Source organism: Paenibacillus qinlingensis (assembly GCF_013204845.1).
GTDB classification, from domain to species: Bacteria; Bacillota; Bacilli; order Paenibacillales; family NBRC-103111; genus Paenibacillus_E; species Paenibacillus_E qinlingensis.
This window is the reverse complement of sequence record NZ_JABMKY010000008.1, coordinates 45552-64916: the sequence shown is the minus strand read 5'-3', so window position 1 is coordinate 64916 and position 19365 is coordinate 45552. Positions and strand designations below refer to the sequence as shown.

General features: G+C 48.4%; 11 protein-coding genes. 9 read left to right on the top strand and 2 right to left on the bottom strand.

The window, feature by feature from the left end; genetic code table 11:
- Positions 1 to 492 precede the first annotated feature (492 nt).
- From HQN88_RS16570 to HQN88_RS16555, 4 genes are all read left to right on the top strand, one after another.
- Complete coding sequence (locus tag HQN88_RS16570; protein WP_173114181.1) at positions 493 to 4839, top strand: DUF1533 domain-containing protein; 4347 nt, start codon at positions 493 to 495, stop codon at positions 4837 to 4839.
- A 1103-nt stretch (positions 4840 to 5942) separates the two neighbouring features.
- Complete coding sequence (locus tag HQN88_RS16565) at positions 5943 to 6911, top strand: ABC transporter permease (protein ID WP_173114178.1); 969 nt, start codon at positions 5943 to 5945, stop codon at positions 6909 to 6911.
- Between the two features lie 13 nt (positions 6912 to 6924).
- Entirely contained in the window at positions 6925 to 7821 is an 897-nt protein-coding gene (locus tag HQN88_RS16560) for a carbohydrate ABC transporter permease (RefSeq protein ID WP_173114175.1), read from the top strand.
- 71 nt (positions 7822 to 7892) lie between these two features.
- Entirely contained in the window at positions 7893 to 9533 is a 1641-nt protein-coding gene (locus HQN88_RS16555; protein WP_173114172.1) for an extracellular solute-binding protein, read from the top strand.
- Positions 9534 to 9875: 342 nt separating this feature from the next.
- Here the strand turns inward: HQN88_RS16555 and HQN88_RS16550 are convergent, their stop codons facing one another.
- On the bottom strand, positions 9876 to 10751 hold the full coding sequence (locus HQN88_RS16550) for a helix-turn-helix transcriptional regulator (protein ID WP_173114169.1): 876 nt from the start codon (positions 10749 to 10751) through the stop codon (positions 9876 to 9878).
- Between the two features lie 116 nt (positions 10752 to 10867).
- Between HQN88_RS16550 and HQN88_RS16545 the strand changes: the two genes are divergently transcribed.
- Together HQN88_RS16545 and HQN88_RS16540 are read left to right on the top strand one after the other, a co-directional pair.
- Positions 10868 to 12847, top strand: a complete 1980-nt coding sequence (locus tag HQN88_RS16545; RefSeq protein WP_173114166.1) for a beta-galactosidase trimerization domain-containing protein — start codon at positions 10868 to 10870, stop codon at positions 12845 to 12847.
- 220 nt (positions 12848 to 13067) lie between these two features.
- Positions 13068 to 14588 (top strand): FAD-dependent oxidoreductase, encoded by a 1521-nt coding sequence (locus HQN88_RS16540; protein WP_173114163.1) that lies wholly within the window; start codon positions 13068 to 13070, stop codon positions 14586 to 14588.
- On the opposite strand, the gene HQN88_RS16535 is transcribed toward HQN88_RS16540, so the two are convergent.
- Positions 14582 to 15412: an AraC family transcriptional regulator gene (locus tag HQN88_RS16535; RefSeq protein ID WP_173114160.1), complete on the bottom strand. Its 831-nt coding sequence runs from the start codon at positions 15410 to 15412 to the stop codon at positions 14582 to 14584. The genes HQN88_RS16540 and HQN88_RS16535 overlap by 7 nt on opposite strands.
- Positions 15413 to 15836: 424 nt before the next feature.
- Between HQN88_RS16535 and HQN88_RS16530 the strand changes: the two genes are divergently transcribed.
- The 3 genes from HQN88_RS16530 (at position 15837) to HQN88_RS16520 (ending at position 19309) form a co-directional block, all read left to right on the top strand.
- A complete protein-coding gene (locus HQN88_RS16530; RefSeq protein ID WP_173114157.1) occupies positions 15837 to 16793 on the top strand; it encodes an ABC transporter permease in 957 nt (318 codons plus the stop codon).
- An 11-nt stretch (positions 16794 to 16804) separates the two neighbouring features.
- Complete coding sequence (locus HQN88_RS16525) at positions 16805 to 17680, top strand: carbohydrate ABC transporter permease (RefSeq protein WP_173114154.1); 876 nt, start codon at positions 16805 to 16807, stop codon at positions 17678 to 17680.
- A gap of 66 nt (positions 17681 to 17746) precedes the next feature.
- On the top strand, positions 17747 to 19309 hold the full coding sequence (locus HQN88_RS16520; protein ID WP_173114151.1) for an extracellular solute-binding protein: 1563 nt from the start codon (positions 17747 to 17749) through the stop codon (positions 19307 to 19309).
- The last annotated feature ends 56 nt before the right edge of the window (positions 19310 to 19365 follow it).

Genomic DNA, 19365 nt, shown 5'->3' with positions numbered 1-19365 from the left:
TTGCCATGTAAGCGATATCATTTTACATGGAGGTGCAATGGATTGAACAGTAAACGTCTAAGATTCACAATGGGAGGGGAGCGCAAGAGGGAACTTCGGCTGGTATTGGTCTGGCTGCTCGTCTGGACAATGCTGCTGCCGGTCTTCGGTTTACAGGCCGCCTATGCGGACGGCGTGACCGGCGACCCACCGTTAGTGGATGAATCGTTCGAGTCGATGACGGTCGGCTCAACGCCGTCGGGTTGGGGCGTGTCGGCCACTGGCGATTCTTACGTGCAGGTGAAGCAGGAGAGCAGTGGCAACCACTATTTGCAAATTTACGATGCCAGTCAAAAGAATACGCAGGGTATCCAAAAGTCGTTCGCCTCGCAAACTGGACGGGTTACCGTTGAGGCACTAGTGCAGCTTCCGCCTGGCGGCACGTCCGGCAAAGAAAATGTGCTGTTCTATGTGCTCGATTCAACGGGCAAGGCGGGAGTGGCATTGAACCTTATGCCTACCCGTATCTTATCGTACCGCACAGTGGGCGGCACGACGACCAGTACGACACTGGCGCAGGGGCTAGCCATGTCGTCTTGGCAGCATATCATCGTGTCGGCAGATTTATCCGCTAAGACATTCGATTTTTACTTGAATGGTTCGTTGGCGGCAACCGGGGTTTCGTTCCGTTATGACGATGTAACGAGCCTCAGCCGTTTGCAAGTGACGGGCGCGTATTATAACGAGACGTCAAACCCGGTTCGCGTGGTCAATTTGGATGGGGTAAAAATATACACGGGTGATGTAAGGCTGCTAACGCCGCCTGCGCTGTCGCCCGATACGACGTCAACTGTTCCTGGTCAGCCGATTGAATTAACGTTCACGGATGATGCGGCTTGGCGGGCGGCAATCACGAAAGTGACCGTCGATAATGCAACTGTATCTGCCTCGGTGTATGCAGCTTCCACCGGCAAGTTGACGCTGGACGCATCGCTGTTTCCGGATGGCAAAACGTATACCATCGCAGTACAGGCGGACGGTTATTTAACTACAACGGTACAACAGGTCATTTATGCTGATCTGCTGAAAGAAACGTTCACTAGTATGGCGCTAGGTTCGACTCCTTCCGGCTGGGGCGTGTCGGTGACCGGCGATTCGTATGTCAAGGTAAAGGAGAAGCTCGACGGTGATCGCTATCTGCAAATTTATGATGCCAGCCGTCAAAATACGCAGGGGATCACGAAGACGTTCTCGGCGCAAAGTGGCACGTTTACGATTCAGGCCGATGTGCAGCTTCCGGAGGGTGCGACGGCGGGGAAAGAAAATATCTTGTTTTATGTGAATGATACAACAGGCAAAACCGCTGTGGCGCTCAATCTGCTGCCGACCAAAATTACATCGTTCCGCACGGTCGGCACAACGACGGCGACTACGGATGTAGCGACTTCTCTGTCGTCTCACGCTTGGCGTAATCTGGCGATCGCCATTCATCCCGAGACGGTAACGTATGACGTCTATGTGGACGGCACACTGAAGAAAAGCGCAATTCCATTCCGTTATGACGGAACGGTTAATCTCTCTTCGCTTCGGGTAAGCGGTGCTTACTACGGTGACGCAGCGAACTATGTGCGCATCGCTAATCTGGACAACGTTCGCATTTATCAGGGAATGCCCGAGCTTCCTGAGGCGGAGCAGCCAGTCGCTCCTCCTGCGCCTGGCACAGAAACGAATTCGTTCGATAGCTATTCGAGTGTCTTCCTGTCTTCCCGCTGGTGGCGGACAGACGGCCAGGACGGCCAGCTTGGCACACTGGACGTACTGAAGCGTTTTATGGCGACGGACGACAAGTGGACGTATTTGACGGAGCAGGATAAGATCTCGAATATCGTCCGGCTCGGCGTCGGCTTCCAGGGGTCGCTAAATATGAACAACGGCACCGGAGGTCGGGCCAAATATTATGACGGCACCGACATCGTCGCTCCGTGGATGACTTGGGGCGCAACTTGGGGCAGTATGAGTGACCCGGTGTATTACAACCAGGTTCTGGCTACAGCCAAAAGCGCCATTGACGCTGGTGCGTCGTCATTTCAATTTGATGACTGGGTGGGAAGCGTGGATGCCTACAAGTTCGGCGGTGACTTCTGCGCGCCTTGCATGACCGGATTCCGGGATTACCTAGAGGAGCATTATACAACTTCGGAGCTGAGCGGATTCGGTATTGATAATATTGCGACTTTCAATTATAAGACGTTTTTGCAAACGACGCTGGTTGTGGAAACGAATGCCGATTATATGACGAAAAAGGCGCTTACGCCGCTCGACAGCATTTTCGGTGCGTTTATGAAGCAGGAAGCGATTAACTTCCATACCCGCATGCGAGAGGATATGGAGACGTATGCCGGACGGCCGATCGAATATTCGAATAACGCTTCGTTTATTCGCGATGCCAGCACTCAAACGCATTTCATCCACGATTTGTTTGATTATGGCATGGGTGAGCATAACGAGGGTGCGATGAGTCTGAACAATATTGTGACGAACGGCACGATTGCCTCAGGGCTTGGTAAACCGCATATCATGTCGCCGCTACCGTTTCAAATAGGGAATATTCGGCAATCGCTTGCGGCTGCCTATGCCCTTGGCCAGTATATGCTTGTGCCGTGGGACGCATGGCTGGAAGGCTCGACTCGCTATTTCGGAACGGTCGAGCAGTACGGGGAAATGTTCCATTTTATCCGGCAATATCCCTTCTTGTTTGACGGGCACGAGCCACCGGCTAAGGTGGGCATTCTGCTGAAATGGAACGAATTAAACGGCAATACACTGACGGACTTATCTATGAAGCTGTTTAAGGCAGGTGTACCGTTCCGTACAGTGACGGCAAACGACAGTCTGCCGCACTATGATTTGCGCGCTCAGACGTTGGAAGGTCTGGACACGCTGATCGCTTATTCTCCGGTGTCGTCTTTTGACTCGGATGATCAGCAGCGCATTACGGATACAGAGGCTGAGGTGGTATCTGTGCCGACGATCGACGCAACATGGCTTGCCGACCATAGTGCTGTGAGCGTCAGCGTCGTGGATCAGGTGTATGCGATCGTTCGCTCCTCTGCAGACGCCAATGCGCCGAAGTCGGTGCATCTGCTCAACCATAAGGGTGAATCTGTTACAGGGGCGAAGGTGACGCTGACGGATGCGGATTTCTTTGGTGGCGCTTCGCTCCAGGCGGTGCTCTACCGTCCGGGTCAAGACCCGTTACCACTCGCGGTGACGAGCGCAGGAAGCGGCAAGCATGAGCTAACGGTGCCGGAACTGGCCGAGTGGGGCATCCTGCGCATCGGCAGCGGTACTGCTGCATCGCTGACAGCGGAAGACGACTTTGCGGTGCAAGCGCCATGGTCAGGGCTTGCGATCGGTAACCCGACGAAGGGCGGCGGGGTTACAGTGAGCGGTGTGACGTACCAGCTCGCGAGCAAGGGGCAGGGCTTGCATGTCCCGGTAAAGGGAGATAACGGCTCGATGGACCAGTTCTCTTATGTTTATCGCCATATTGATGCTACACCACTGCAAAATTACGAATTATCGGTTAAGCTGGAGCCGACCGCTAGCGAGACGTCTGGTGCCTTATCGGGCTTGATGATTCGCGAGACGTCTGCTTCCAACGCCAAGTTTGTAGCGGCCGCTTACGTAGAGGGCAGCGGCTGGAAACTGTACTGGCGCGATGAGGACAACGGCCAGGTCAGCGCTGTAAATCTTGATGTAAGTGCCACGTCCGGTTATTTGAAGTTAGCGCGCGAAGGTGGTAGGTACCATGCTTATTATTCGGCTGACGGCGTTACGTACGGTGCGTCGCTCGGTACGCATGAGCTGTCGATGCGCACGCTGCTCGGCGGAGGCTTTGCAGCCGCAGGCAAGCAAGCATCCGAGTTTACTGCGTCCTTAACTGGACTTGCGTTGAACTATGGCGGACTGACGCTGCCTCCAGGTGAATTGACGGAAGTGAATCTTAGTGGCTTGCCCGAACCGTTCGTGCTTGATGCCAGTGCACCGTTGACGGTGAGTGCGTCGTTCAATGATAACGGGACGGTTGCGGAAGCGGACATTACCGGTGAGCATATCGTCTTCACCAGCTCCGACCCGGCGGTCGCCACTGTGAATGCGGAGGGCGTCGTCCATGCCGTTAGTGTCGGGGAAACGACGGTGACGGCGCAGTTTACCGCTGGAGGCGTGACGGTGACTGGCACACTCGCGGTCGAGGTGACCTTGGCCGATCCGGTGCTGCTGGACGAATCATTCGACAGCTATGGCGAAACGGATGTGCCGTTGCACTGGACATATAAGCCAGTGCTGGATGGCGGGTCATATATTAAAATCGCCGAATTCCCTTCTGCTACCGATAAAAGCTTAAACGTTTACGACAATACAGGTGGCAGCTTCCCAAGCGCGACAGCGGAGTTCGTGCAGCAAAAACGTACCGTGACGATCGACTTTGATTTCCGCATTAATCTTGGCACAAATCCGGCGACGGGCGGTGCAATTGCCGTGTATGTGCAGTCGCAGGGCAGCGCTAACGCTGTGTCCCTGCTTGCCGATCAGACCGGTTTCTGGTATTTAGATGGAACGCAGACCATTGTTGCTGCTCCGCTGGCCTCGGATCAGTGGTATGCGGTGCGTCTGGTTGTCAATCCGCAGACACAGAAGATGGATATGTATCTGGACGGTACGCAGGTTGTATCACAGGGTAATTTCCGTCAGACGGCCGACGATATTACGAAGATCATGGTCGGTGGCAGTACGACCGGTGTGAATACGCAAATTTATTGGAACAATGTGAAGGTGACCGCAGGAGCGCCGGAATAAAACATATGCGCGCGCATGCAGGCTCCGGTCTATACTTTCACAGCAACAAGAATCAAGCTTGGGGGCCTTAAGGCCCCCAAGCTCTAACATCAACCCTCTAACTGCTAACTGCTAACCCCCAACCCCAACCCCCCCCCGAGCGCAGCCCAAAATTTGTCAGATTAGGACTACTAGGGAGGGGAAAAGTGAAGTAATGAGTAGGAGAAGAATGAGGAGTAACCCCTATCAAAGATGCAAAAAAGCACTTTTCGAAGGGGTTTTCTCCTTACTTATTGGAAATTAATGCAAATAGGCATCAATTTGAAGTGATTTCAGGAGATTATCTTGAAATACGTTGAAAAGGTTGCCTATTTGCACGTATTTTACAATAACAAGTATATATTAGTGAAAAAGGTTGTATTTTTGCATTTCTGAGATAGTAGAAGGGAGCGGTGGGAGTTGGATTAATTCAATGCTCCGTGCTGACTCACCCCTGCACTCTATTGAAGTATCCCATCTACAACCCTTGCTCGTCTCAAGGCTACAGAATCTAGCTTGCCTACAAAGACCACTCGCCTCCACATCTACAGAATCCCGCCCCGCCTCAAAACTCGCTCGCCCCCACATCCACAGAATCCCGCCCCGCCTACAAACCTCGCTCGGCCCACGTCCACAGCACCCCGCCCGCAAGCAATAGCTCATCCGCCAGAATGCCACCCGATTACCCTAACTTGCCAACATTGACCCTCAACTTCAAATTTGTCAGGTTAGGCCTATTGGGGAGGGAAAAGTGAATTAATAAGAAGCAGTAGAAGTAGAAGTAGAAGTAGAAGTAGAAGTAGAAGTAGAAGTAGAAGTAGAAGAAGTAGAAGTAGAAGTAGAAGTAGAAGTAGAAGTAGAAGAAGAAGAAGAAGAAGTGGAGTAGCCCCTCTCAAAGATGCAAAATTGCTTTTCTGTTATTCATCCATAATCGTCTTCGATTCGTCTATTTCCCCCTAATGAAAGCGCTTATATAATTAAACTGTAAGCGTAACCGAAATGAACCTACATGTACGAAGCGTAGCTGCAGTGGCGGCCACCTAGAAGGAGCGGGTTATCGGAGAAAGGGAGGAAACAAAAGCGTAATGAACGACAAACTGAAAGAGAACAGGGCGGCCGCTGTACTCACTTCTCCGCTAGAGAGGCGGAGGGGCGTGGGTTGGCTGCGGGAGCTGCGACTTAGTGGGCATTTGTATTTAATGGTGCTGCCTGGCGTGCTCGGGTTTTTGCTGTTCAACTACATCCCGATGTACGGCATTATTATCGCTTTCAAGCAGTACGATCTTATTCTCGGATTTGACGGCAGTCCGTGGGTCGGTCTCAAGCATTTTCAGAGCTTCTTTGCCGATCCGTATGCCGTGCGAGTGGTCAAGAATACGCTGCTGCTTGGCTTGTATAGTCTGCTTTTCGGCTTTTGGCCGCCGATCCTGCTGGCGCTGCTGTTGAATGAGCTGACAAGCAAGTGGTGGAAAAAGTTTTTTCAATCCGTTAGTTACCTGCCGCATTTTATCGCGATGGTCGTTGTCGTCGGGATGATGATGGAGCTGCTCGGCGCGAATGGTCCGGTCAATTTACTGCTCGGGTCGCTGGGTATGGAGCCGATTGCCTTCTTCAACGAATCGTCGTACTTTCGTACATTATTCGTCGGCAGCGGTATTTGGCAGGGGATCGGTTGGGGCTCGATTCTGTACTTGGCCGCTCTTACCGGGATTGATCCCGAGCTATATGAGGCGAGCTACATGGATGGTGCCAATCGGTTTCGCCGGATTTGGCACATCAGCTTGCCGGGCATGCTGCCGACCATTACGATCCTATTTATTTTGCACGCCAGTGATGTAATTAACGTTGGCTTCGAGAAGGCATACCTCATGAGCAATCCTGCGATCTACGAGGTGGGTGATGTCATTCAGACTTACGTGTACCGCCGGGGTATTATTGACCGGAATTTCAGCTATGCGACTGCTGTCGGCTTGCTCAACAGTGTCGCCGCCTTCCTTATTCTGTACGTAACCAATCGTGCTAGTCGCGCTATGAAGCAAAATTCGTTATGGTAGGAGGAATCTGCACGTGAAAAATACTGGATTCGCCAACCGGCTGTTCAATACGGCTAATTTTCTAGCGTTGCTGCTACTGACGCTGTCGATCGTTCTGCCGTTTGTGCACATGTTCGCGCTTTCGATAAGCAATCCTGTGCCGGTTGGCTTGTTCAAGGTAATGCTGCTGCCGCAGGGCATCAACTGGGAGGCTTACATGGCTGTCTTCCGGGATAACCAAATCGTGTTGGCGTATTGGAACAGCATTCGTTATACACTGCTCGGCACGTTTCTTGTACTGCTAATCGGCTGCCTCACGGCATATCCACTGTCGATTAACCGATTTCGGGCACGTCGACAGCTGTCTGTACTGTTCACCTTCACGATGTTCTTTAGCGGGGGCCTCATTCCTAGTTTTATGCTCATTAAAAATATCGGGTTACTCGACACGATGTGGGCCATTACGCTGCCGGCTGCATTTAGCTTCTGGAACATTATTATTCTGCGTACTAATTTTCAGGCGATGCCACAGGAGCTGTATGAATCGGCTTTTATCGACGGTGCGAACGATTGGCAAATTTTGCTCCGCATCGTTATTCCTCTCTCCAAGGCTATTCTGGCAACCATTGCGCTGTTCGCTTCGGTCGGACTGTGGAATGCTTATTTCGGCCCGCTCATGTATTTAACATCGCCGGATATGCAGCCACTCACCATTATTCTCCGCCGTATTCTCGTTGCTAACGAAGTACTGTCCCAGGGAGCGCTCGACCAAGCGAATACGCTGGAGGTTGATCCAGTTGCTGGCGCAGGGCGAATGATCAGCGTGCGCATGGCGACGATTTTCGTGACGATCGGTCCGATCGTGCTCATTTACCCGTTTGTGCAAAGATTTTTCGTGCAAGGCGTGCTTGTTGGCTCCGTAAAGGGCTGAACAGCGTAGCTCCAAGTGTGTACAATTATTTTTTCATAGCATTCGTATAAACGATTCAGGAGGGGTTCTAAATGGGCAAAAATATGAATTGGAGGCTGACAGCCGCCACCTTATCCATCTGTATGACAGTGCTGGCCGGTTGCCAGAGCACAGAGAAAGCTGCCACGCCTACCGCTTCAACTGGGAACGGTAAAAGCGTTGCCGGCGAAATTCCAACCGTGGAGGTACTGACACCTTGGGATCCGGGACTGCCGATCGGCAGCGACTTGCCAGTGTTCGTCGAGTGGGGCAAGCGGACAGGCGTCAAATTTAACGTGAACAGCCCGCCTCGCGACGCGTTTAAGGAAAAAATGAACATCGTACTCAGCTCCGGACAACTGCCAGATATGATGAAATTTTTCCAAGATGACCGCACGTTTAAGGATTACGGACCGCAGTTGTTCGTGGCACTCGATGATTATATGAAGGCCGGCAAGTTGCCGAATCTGGAAAAATGGCTTAAAAAGTATCCAGAGGCCGACAAGGTGATGCGCCATCCGGAGGATGGTAAATTGTATGCGTTTCCACTCGTACAGGATTTCGATTTTGCCACAACGCTCTGGCTCGTTCGTAACGATTTGTTGAAGAAAGAGGGACTGGATGCTAGCCAGATTCAGACGGTCGACGATTTCAAGAAGGCTATGCTCGCGCTGAAGAAACAGACGGGTGACTACATTACTTCGTCACGTCTTGGATTCGATTATTTTGCGGAGCGGACGCAGATGTATTTTGGCATCAATGTTAATAACGGTCCGGGTAACGGAATGATGATGGACCCTGAGACGAAAAAGTTCGTTTTTGCGCCAGTCGACTTTAAAGATCGTTACAAGCAGTGGACAGAGCTGATGAGTTGGATGTATTCAGAGAAGCTGCTGCATCCCAATTTCTTGACGATGAAAGATCAGGAGTTGTTTGCGGGTTATGAGAGCGGCCAGTTCCCGCTAATGATGGAGCAACTTGCGATGTCGAACAATCTCAATCCCAAGAAGGATCCAGCTCGCGACATTCAGCCTATTTATCCATTGAAGATTGACGGCAAAACGTATACCCAAAATCTAGATCCACACTATAACATCGCTTACCGCTCGCCGATGGTTATTAATAAAAAATCGAAATACATCGATCAAATTATCAAGGCTATGGATTACACTTACAGCGATGAGGGCATTGAGTTCTTCATGCTTGGCGTTGAAAATGAGACGTTCACCCGTGACAAAACGACGCCTTCCGGATATAAGCTCGACAAAACCCAAAGCGTCTGGACCGTCGGAGCGGATGGCAAATACCCTGAAGGTATGAAAAAACAAACCGATTACGGCTATGGTAGCTGGTGGCTAACCGGTGTCATTCCGTCGTATAACCGCTTCGGTTTGCTCGGCTTTAAGGCAGGAGAGGATCAACAGGCCGCCATCATCCCAGACCGGATGAAAAAACTGAAGGAAATGAACGCACTGCGCGATCCCGAGCCTTCCATCAACTGGTCCAAAGACGAATCGTCAAAACTCGCCGAAATTACAACCCCGTTGAAGACGTATATGAGCGAAAACCTAACGAAATTTATTCTTGGTCAAAAGCCAATGACGGAATGGGATGCCTTCGTTGATGGCTTCAAAAAGCTGAAAACCGACGAGCTTGTCAAGATGTACAATGAGAAATACGCTAAGTCTAAGTAGGCGATCCGATCCTCTTTGACGCTATCTATGGCGCTACCCCTTTCTTCGTAAAAAGAGGCTGTCTCAAAAGTCTATGTAGACTTATTGAAACGGCCTCTTCTTTCGTTGTTGACCTTAGGATCGATGAATAATAAACGGACTTCCTGCAATTTAACTGGATTTTCTCCATCTATTTGAAACGGAATTACGAAAATACCTCGAATTCGAGAACATTAGCTGTAGTTTTTACATCTAAATACAATTCGGCAGCGGGACAGCCCCTTTGGCATTTCAGAACTTATTTGTCACCTAACACTTCTTTGATAGGCTTCTTGCTTGCTGGTAAGGGACGCAATGTTTGCCTCACACATACCTGTACACCGACCTGCGGAAAGCGCTTGGCGTGCAGCCGACGGTTTTGCGGAAGACGCGGATAAAGTAGTTATAATCCTCATAACCGACACGATCTCCGACTTCTTGTAGGGATAATTCACTTGTGCTGAGCAGTCGCTTGGCTTCCTCCATTCGCACCACATGATGATACTGGAGCGGGCTTAGCCCTGTATGCTTACGAAGGCAGCGCGCAGCATAGTCCTCGTTGAAATGCAGCTCCTGTTCCATGTGTGCAGCATGATAAGGTTCGCGAAGATGCACTTCCAAATAACGCATCACCTGCGCTGCAAGCACGGAAGATCGGCTGCCTAGCCGGCCTGACCGTAATGAAGCTTGCAGTTGTGACAGGAGTCGGCCTAACAGTTGTTGCAGATCGACGGCATACTCCATCGTCAAGGACGACCTGAGTCGCAGCATTTCATCCAAAATCGGCTCCACCGCCACCTGATCGTAGGAACTGAATTTAGGCACATACAGATACTGTTCTTGAGGCGCCAAATCGCTGTCTCTTCCTTCGCGCACGGGCACCGACCAGGAGATCTGATGCTCCGGAAGCCTAGAGATCGCAGGTTCATGCTTAAAATGGACCCAGTAAATCTCGGTCGGCACCTCGCAAGCTTTGTGGCCGATGTGCGGGATGCCAGGTTCAAGCAACAGCATTTCGCCAGGACCTACATCATACGCGTACGATTCTTCTGTCATATGCAGCATCCCACTTCGAACGAACAGCAAATCGTAGACGTCAAAAGTTCGACCAAAATGCTGGGCGCCAACCGGCCAGGTTGAGAAACCGATGGTGAGAAATTGCGGCAAGGGCGGAATGCGAAGTTGCAAGCAGGTAGTCATAAGTTGGATCTCCCATTGGTCGGAAATGTGCTATTTTAAGTCGCTGCTATTACTATATCATGTTTATGTTTCAAGCTATAGTTAAATCAAATACAGATTTAGGAGGCGACAGTTCTATGCGTTTTCGTCAAGTTCACCTTGATTTTCATACGTCGGAAGCAATCCCAGGGATTGGGCGCGATTTCGACAAAGGGCAGTTTCAGGACATGCTTCGCAAGGGCCATGTGGATTCAATCACCGTTTTTTCCAAATGTCATCATGGCTGGGCCTATCATCCTTCCGAAGCCAATGAGATGCATCCTCAGTTAACATTTGATCTGCTTGGGGAGATGATCGAAGCAGCGCATGACATTGGCGTTAAAACGCCAGTCTATCTATCTGCAGGCGTAGATGAAAAGCTGGCGCGCCGACATCCCGAATGGCTAATTCGGGACATCAATGACAAGACGACGTGGGTGGATGGCTTTATGAAGCCGGGGTATCACTCTTTTTGTATGAATTCACCGTATCTGGACGTGCTTCTACGTCAAATTGACGAAGTCGTTCGGCGCTATGATGCGGACGGTATTTTTCTCGATATTGTCGGGGTACGCAAATGCTACTGTCACAACTGCGTTAGCCAATTACGGTCTGAGGGAATGGATCCCCGTGACGTGAGGGCAGTGTTAGATCTAGGCGAACGCACATACAGCAATTACACTCGCAGGGTCCGAGAAACGATTGACGCTGTGAAACCGGGGCTGCCCGTGTTCCACAACGGCGGACATATCCGCCGTGGACGCCGTGATTTGGCTGCAATGAACTCGCATCTGGAACTGGAATCTTTACCGACCGGAGGGTGGGGCTATGATCATTTCCCACTTTCGGCCCGCTACGCGCAAGGACTTGGGATGCCGTTTCTTGGCATGACAGGCAAATTCCACACGTCGTGGGGAGAATTCGGCGGCTACAAGCATCCGAATGCGCTGCGCTACGAAACAGCACTCAGCATCGCGAATGGGGCAAGCTGTTCCATAGGCGATCAACTGCATCCGGAAGGCCGCATGGATCCTGCAACTTATGCGATTATTGGCGCGGCTTATGCCGAAGTGGAAAGCAAGGAACCATGGTGCGCCAATGTTCTAAGCATTGCTGACGTTGGATTATTTACGGTGGAAGCTGCAGTCTCACGGCCAGAAGAGGGGGAAGCCGATCGAACAGGCAATGGGGATGCTGGAGCAGTTCGCATGCTGCTGGAAGGTAACATTCTGTTCGACGTCATTGATATGGATAGCGATTTCCATCGTTATCGCGTTATTATTTTGCCAGATCGTATTATGATAACCCCGGAACTTGAAACCAAGCTGAACGCTTACATGGCACAGGGTGGAAAGCTGCTAGCTTCCGGGGAATCTGGGCTAAACGTAGAGGGAACTGCATTTTCAATTGATCTTGGGGTGCGCTATGCCGGGATGAATCCGTATAAACCTTCTTATTTTCACCCGCATTTTGCGCTGGAAAGCGTGCCGGAAGCATCCTTCGTCTTCTATTCCAAGGGTCAGCAAGTTGAATTGAGCGGGGATGGGGTGATGCTAGGGCACCGGGAGAATCCTTATTTTAACCGTGATGTGTATACGTTTTGTTCGCATCAACATACCCCAAGTACTCTCCAATCGAACGGAGCAGGGATGGTTGAAAGCAGTAATGGTATTTACATAGCGTGGAATGTCTTCGAGGAATATGCGACGGTGGGCAGTCTCGTTCTCAAACAAGTCGTTTTATATGCGCTGAACAAGCTGTTAGGACCTGCAAAAACACTCTCGACGAACTTGCCGGCACAGGGAATCGTTACGCTTATGGAGCAGCCGACAGAGCGGCGCTTTGTTAATCACCTCTTGTATGCCGTGCCTGTCAAACGGGGGAAGAACGTCGAAGTAATTGAAGATGTAGTACCGATTTTCGAGACTAAGGTATCAGTGCGGTTGGATAAGCCGGTCAAAAAGGTGTATCTGGCCCCGCAGATGACAGAGCTCGCTTTCGTAACGGATTCAGATGGAACTGTGCATTACGAGGTGCCAAGAATAGATTGCCATCAAATGGTTGTCATGGACGTATAAACGAAGATTTGAGAAGTTACATATGCCATATGCACATATAGATGACCCGGAGGGTGGACACTTTAAAAAAGTGCTCACCCTCCGGGTCATTTGTGTCAGTAGCAGTCAAGCTAAAAAAGTAAGATGTATCAAGTTAAAAAGGAAGATCCATCATTCTCGATAGATTGAGGATAGGCTTATAATAATAAACGTAAACGTAATTAGGAGGAGGAAGCATAACATGTACCAGGAGAAACAGTGTGATATTGTCATTTATGGAGGGACTGCGGCAGGCATTATGGCCGCTGTTCAAGCGAAAAAAATGGGTAAAAACGCAGTCGTGATCGAGCCAAGTCAGCGGATTGGGGGCTTGACCACGGGAGGCTTGGGAGATACGGATTTCGGGATGAAGGAAGCTATTGGGGGCCAAGCTTTAGAGTTTTACAAACGGGTAGCCCAGAAATATTCACATGACGGAGCTTGCTGGATGTTTGAACCTAAAGTAGCGCTCGAAGTTATGCAAGATTTGGTGACGGAACATAACATTGAAGTCATATATGGAGAAAGGCTGCGTCTTAAAGACGGGGTTACAAAGAAAGATTCCCAAATTATTTCCATTTGCATGGAATCCGGGAACCTCTATCAAGGTAAAGTGTTTATTGATGCTACGTATGAAGGGGATTTGATGGGCAAATCGGGCGTATCCTATTTTGTTGGTCGGGAGTCTAATTCACAATATGGTGAGACACTAAACGGCATTCATCCTGGCAATGAACGCAATGAGCTACCCAGCGGAATCGATCCTTATGTCATTAAAGGGGTACCCTCGAGCGGCTTGCTTTTGCGAGTTAATCCTCAACGTGGCGGCAACATCGGCGATGGAGACACGAAGCTTCAAGCTTATAACTTCCGCATGTGTTTGACGAATAATCCGGACAACCGTCTGGAGATCGAAAAGCCTGAGGGATATAACGAAGCTGATTATGAAATTTTGTTCCGAGCCATCGAGCAGGGGCAAAGTTCGAAATTTTTTAAATTGAATATGGTAACTTCGGATAAGACAGATTCCAATAACAACAGTGGCATTTCCACGGATTATAACGGAATGAACCATAGTTATGCAGAGGCGGATTATCTTGAGCGGGAACACATGTGGCATGCTCATCGTCTTTATCAGCAAGGCTATGTGTGGACCATTCAAAATCATCCGCGAGTGCCGGAAGCAATTCGGGCAGTCTACAAGCCGTGGGGCTTACCGCTCGATGAATTTATTGAGACAGGTCACTGGACTCCACAGTTGTACGTCAGAGAATCCCGCAGAATGATTAGTGACTATGTAGTGACCGAGCATGTAGTCAGATTGGAAAACCAAGTAGCCGATTCCATCGGAATGGGATCCTTTGCCATGGACTCGCACCACACCCAGTATTATGTAAACGAAGACGGATATGTTAGCACAGAAGGCGGATTTTACGTAAAATTAAAAGCCCCTTATCCGATAAGCTATCGAGCAATTGTGCCAAAACAGACAGAGTGCACCAATTTAATTGTACCGGTATGCGTTTCGGCTACCCATGCAGCCTACGGTTCGATCCGGATGGAGCCCGTATTTATGATCCTTGGGCAATCGGCTGCGGCTGCAGCCGTGCTGGCTCTTAATACGGACGGCATCGTTCAAAATGTAAAGTATGAGCAGCTTCATTCCTTACTGGTTCAAGAAAATCAGGTATTACACGTTGGCGTCCTAAGCCCGCATCAATAAGGATTGAGCCCATATCCGAATTTGCGCCGGTATTCGCCTGGGGGATGTCCAAATCGTTCACGGAAAACTCGGCAAAAATGAGGGTAACTCTCAAAGCCTGTCTTTTCCGCAACATGCTCCAGCGCAAGATTGCTGTAGAGCACCTGCTGTTGCGCAAGTTTTAGCCTAACGTCAATGCAATAGGCGAACAGCGATTGGTCAAAAGCGGCTTTAAACAGATAGGAGCAGCGTGAGACGCTTAATCCGACAGAGGCAGCTATTTTTTCTAAACTAAGAGGTTCATTGGCATGACTTTCTATAAATAGCTTAAGTTTATGGGCGATATCTGCTCCTTTGGTGCGTTGTTTGCTCTGAATTACTTGTTCTAGTGTCAAACAAAGCGTTCGAAGCAGATAGTCCATGATCTCCTCTTGGTTCTGCATGACTTTTTTCTTTTCGCTGATTATATGCTTCCATAAGGTAATGACTGTATCGTCAAAGCCAATGTTTGTTTTAGTGGGCAAGTCTTTGTCTTTCCACCACGAGTCCAGCCATTCCCCCTTACCAGCCAGGAAATAGTCGCCGACAGGTTGAACCGCGCCCGAATCTGGAGCGCTTCGGGGCTGCACATTGAGTTCGTATGGCTGGTCAGGATGATAAATAAGCAGGTCACCGGGGATGATGGTCTCTAATTTCCCTCCCACTAATGCACGACAGGATCCTTCTGACTGAAGCCGGAACATGTAAAAGTTTAACCCGTCTTTATACGAAACAAAGTGGGGCTTAGTGTGGGTGAAATAATTAGCATAAATGACGCTGGATTGGTGTTGAACTGACCTCGTCATAGAAAGATTCCTCCAGAAAATAAATATTCTGCTCCGATTATATAGTTTCTCCGTTGAGATTGACAGAGAAAAGAGAGGGAAACGGATAATGCAACGGGTCCTTGGTCGCAAAAGCGGAGAGAAGGGGGCCACGACTTATCCATCGGTAAAGCTAAAAGGCATGAGTCCGGTACAGTGCCGAATTCATGCCTCTTTAGTATTTTTAGATTATAAGGAGAGCGCTTTCATTAATTTGCCCCTTTTTTTCGAAAAACAGTAAGATTCATCAAGTATAAAAGGAAGATTCATCATTCTCGCCAAACAGGAAAGCGTTTTATAATAGTATTTGTAAGCTAGTGCGGAAGAGATCCTATTCGATAGCCGGGGCTTCGAACTTGATAATTGTCTTTGTAATTCAATTCTACAACTTGGAGGTGAACGCGATATGAGCGTTAGAACATTGGAAGTGAAACAACGTGTCAGAACGACGAAAGTTAGCAAGAATAAATGGAAACTGTTTCTCACAAACTTAGATCTCTATGTTTTGCTAATTCCGGGATTATTGTTTTTACTGCTATTCAAATATACGCCCATGTATGGGATTATCATTGCGTTCATGGATTTTAACATTTTCGATGGATTTACGGGAAGTAAATGGGTTGGTTTGGCGCAATTCGAGAAATTACTCCAGTCGGAAGAATTTATGCAAGTATTTATCAACACACTCTTAATCAGTTTATACAAGCTTGTGCTTCTCTTTCCAGTTCCGATTATTATTGCGCTGCTGCTAAATGAGGTACGTAAAAGCTGGTTCAAGCGTTCGATTCAAACGATTATTTTTCTGCCACATTTCTTGTCTTGGGTAATAATTTCTGGACTGTTCATTACCATACTCTCCCCAAGCGGAGGTTTGGTCAACAATGTAATTGCGTTTTTCGGTGGTAAGCCGATATCGTTCTTTCTTGATAATGACTATTTCCGGAGTGTGCTGGTGTTTACCGCAGGCTGGAAGGAATCCGGATGGAACGCGATTATCTTTATTGCGGCGATCGCGGGCATTGAGCAAGAGCAATATGAAGCAGCATCTATTGATGGGGCTGGGCGAATTCGCCAGATGATGCACATTACTCTGCCGGGTATCGTGCCTACGATTATCCTGATTCTTGTATTGCGTCTCGGATATTTACTCGAAGCAGGTACGGAACAAATTTTGACCATGTATAATTCCGTTGTTTATCAATCTGGTGATGTCATTGGGACTTATGTATATCGAATAGGTCTAGGACAGCAAGACTATAGCTTTAGTACAGCAGTAGGTTTGTTTAATTCGGTAATTGGATTCCTCTTGATCGTGTTGGGCAATGAGCTCAGCAAAAAAGTGGTCAAGCGAAGCATTTGGTAGGAGGTGCAGCTATGAAAGAGAAAACAATTGGTGATTGGTCCCTAGATATCTGCGTATATGCTGCACTGTTATTGTCTAGCGTGCTTACGCTATTGCCTATGCTCAATGTACTATCCAAAGCCTTAAGTAATGAATCAGCAGTCATCTCGGGTAAGGTTGGGATTCTGCCTGTGGGCTTTCAACTAGAAACGATGAAGTATGTCGTATCTTCAAGTCAGTTTTTACATGCAATCTCCGTGTCCATTATTGTTATGGTTGTGGGAACAGTGCTTGCGATTATGTTGACGGCTTTAACGGCTTATCCCTTATCCAAGAAGCATCTGCCAGGAATTCCATTTGTTTTGATCCTGTTCATTTTTACGATGTTGTTTAATGGTGGCATCATTCCCAATTACATACTAATGAAGGAACTCCACCTCATCAATAGTTTGTGGTCCTTAATGCTGCCTGCACTGATTAGCGTGTTTAATCTATTGGTAATTAAGAGCTATTATGAATCTTTACCTGAAGCGTTAGAGGAGTCAGCCAAAATGGATGGGGCTCGCAATTTTACGATTCTTTTCCGTATCATTCTTCCGCTAAGCACGCCGGTTATTGCTACAATTGCGCTATTCTATGCGGTGTATTTCTGGAATGACTACTTTCATCCTATGCTGTATATTTCGAAAGCAAGTTTGAAACCCTTGCAATTATATCTAAGGGATATTGTTATGGATGCAGACAGCTCGACTGCCCTGAATAGCTCCGTGGACGATATCATGAAGATTTCGCCTGAAGGCATACGATCGGCCACCGTTATTGCTTCTATTATTCCAATGCTGCTCGTCTATCCGTTTCTCCAAAAGCATTTCGTCAAAGGTGTTCTGATTGGCTCAGTGAAAGGTTAGAACTTGCGTTAATGCCATCTACGGCTTAATGATAGGATTACATAATGAACTAGGGAGGGTTTTTGTATGTTGAAAAAAAACAAAAAGCTGATGCTCGTTTCGCTTACAGCTTGCTTGTCAGTTTCATCGCTCGTTGCTTGTTCCTCAGGTGGGACCAGCTCAAGCAGCACCACGTCAGCGCCGGCATCATCAACAGCATCGTCATCAGTACCAACGGCAGCGGCAGTAAAGCCGGAACTAAAGTCGTTGCAAATTTGGCAAAAGGATGATTATAACACCTACCCTGTTGCTACGTATTTGGAGAAAGCTACGGGTTATAAAGTTCAGTACGATATGCTTCCGCAGGATAAACCTCAAGATAAACTGAACATCCTGATCGCTTCAGGAGAGCCATACGATGCGGTGACTATAGCAGGAACCACTGATTTTAAAGCGCTTTATTCCGATTATGCAAAAAAGGGGGCATTAGTCGATCTTGGACCGCTCCTTGATAAATACGGGCCGAACATTAAAGCTGTCATTGATCCTGAAGCTTTAGAGGCTGCCAAGGTTGATGGGAAGCTATATGCCATTCCAACGAAAAGCACCCGGACTGTTAATACAGACCTGTACATTCGGCAGGATTGGCTGGATAAAGTCGGTTTGAAAATGCCGACAACACTTGATGAGCTAGTTACCGTCTTGAAAGCGTTTAAAGAGAAAGATCCAGGCGGGAATGGCGATGGGAATATTCCTTTAACCGTCGGTGGTGATTCATCTTTTATTGCTAATATAGTTGGTGCTTTCGGCATGCCGAATTTCTGGAATGATGTGAATGGTAAATTAACGCCTCGTGTGATGGACCCCGCCTTCAAGGATTATGCAGCATTTGTAGCTGATCTATTTAAACAAGGCTTAATTGACAAAGAATTTGCTGCTAATAAGGCAGCAACGACGAAAGAGAAATTTACAAGTGGTAAAGCCGGTATCCTCATGATGAACTGGTCGGATGTCCCTACGATTGCTGATGCTTTAACGAAAAATATTCCAACTGCGAAAGCAACGTTTATCCCTGCAGTGAAAGGTAAAGATGGTAAAACGGGCCTATCTGCTTCGAAAGGCTTTGACCGTATTACGTTCATCCCAAAAGCATCCAAGCATCCGGAAGATGCCATCAAATGGATGAATGCGAAGCTGGAGAAAGATACGTTCAGAACGATGGCAATTGGGGAAGAAAACAAACATTATACGCTCAAAGACGGTGCATATTCACCGATTCAACCCATCTTTACCGATGAGCGGAATCAAGCGAATAACTTCTTAACGGGAACGGACGATAAGAACTACCCTATTTATTGGCAGGCACGTGTACGTAAGGATATGCGTCTGTACGATGCCTGGAATTCACTGAATGGATTAGCGCCCGAACCTACTAAAGTAACCGATCTTTTAGGTTACGCACCGTATATGGTGGAATTCTCCAAGAACTTTCAAAGTCTAAATACGCAATCTAACGATTACACAACCAAGTTGATTTTTGGTGCTGAACCGTTTACGGGAATTGATGCATTCGTTGCCAAATTCAAATCAACAGGCGGAGACGCTAGCTACAAAGAAGTCAATGATTGGTATGCAACTGCGAAAAAGTAAGTAATTCATCATAATTTTACAATAAGAGGAGAACTTGCTTGCACGACTGACGTAAG

Coding starts and splice junctions, on each gene's coding strand:
- HQN88_RS16570 (WP_173114181.1), top strand. CDS start 493: ATGCCTACCCGTATCTTATCGTACCGCACAGTGGGCGGCACGACGACC.
- HQN88_RS16565 (WP_173114178.1), top strand. CDS start 5,943: ATGAACGACAAACTGAAAGAGAACAGGGCGGCCGCTGTACTCACTTCT.
- HQN88_RS16555 (WP_173114172.1), top strand. CDS start 7,893: ATGGGCAAAAATATGAATTGGAGGCTGACAGCCGCCACCTTATCCATC.
- HQN88_RS16550 (WP_173114169.1), bottom strand. CDS start 10,751: ATGACTACCTGCTTGCAACTTCGCATTCCGCCCTTGCCGCAATTTCTC.
- HQN88_RS16545 (WP_173114166.1), top strand. CDS start 10,868: ATGCGTTTTCGTCAAGTTCACCTTGATTTTCATACGTCGGAAGCAATC.
- HQN88_RS16540 (WP_173114163.1), top strand. CDS start 13,068: ATGTACCAGGAGAAACAGTGTGATATTGTCATTTATGGAGGGACTGCG.
- HQN88_RS16535 (WP_173114160.1), bottom strand. CDS start 15,412: ATGACGAGGTCAGTTCAACACCAATCCAGCGTCATTTATGCTAATTAT.
- HQN88_RS16530 (WP_173114157.1), top strand. CDS start 15,837: ATGAGCGTTAGAACATTGGAAGTGAAACAACGTGTCAGAACGACGAAA.
- HQN88_RS16525 (WP_173114154.1), top strand. CDS start 16,805: ATGAAAGAGAAAACAATTGGTGATTGGTCCCTAGATATCTGCGTATAT.
- HQN88_RS16520 (WP_173114151.1), top strand. CDS start 17,747: ATGTTGAAAAAAAACAAAAAGCTGATGCTCGTTTCGCTTACAGCTTGC.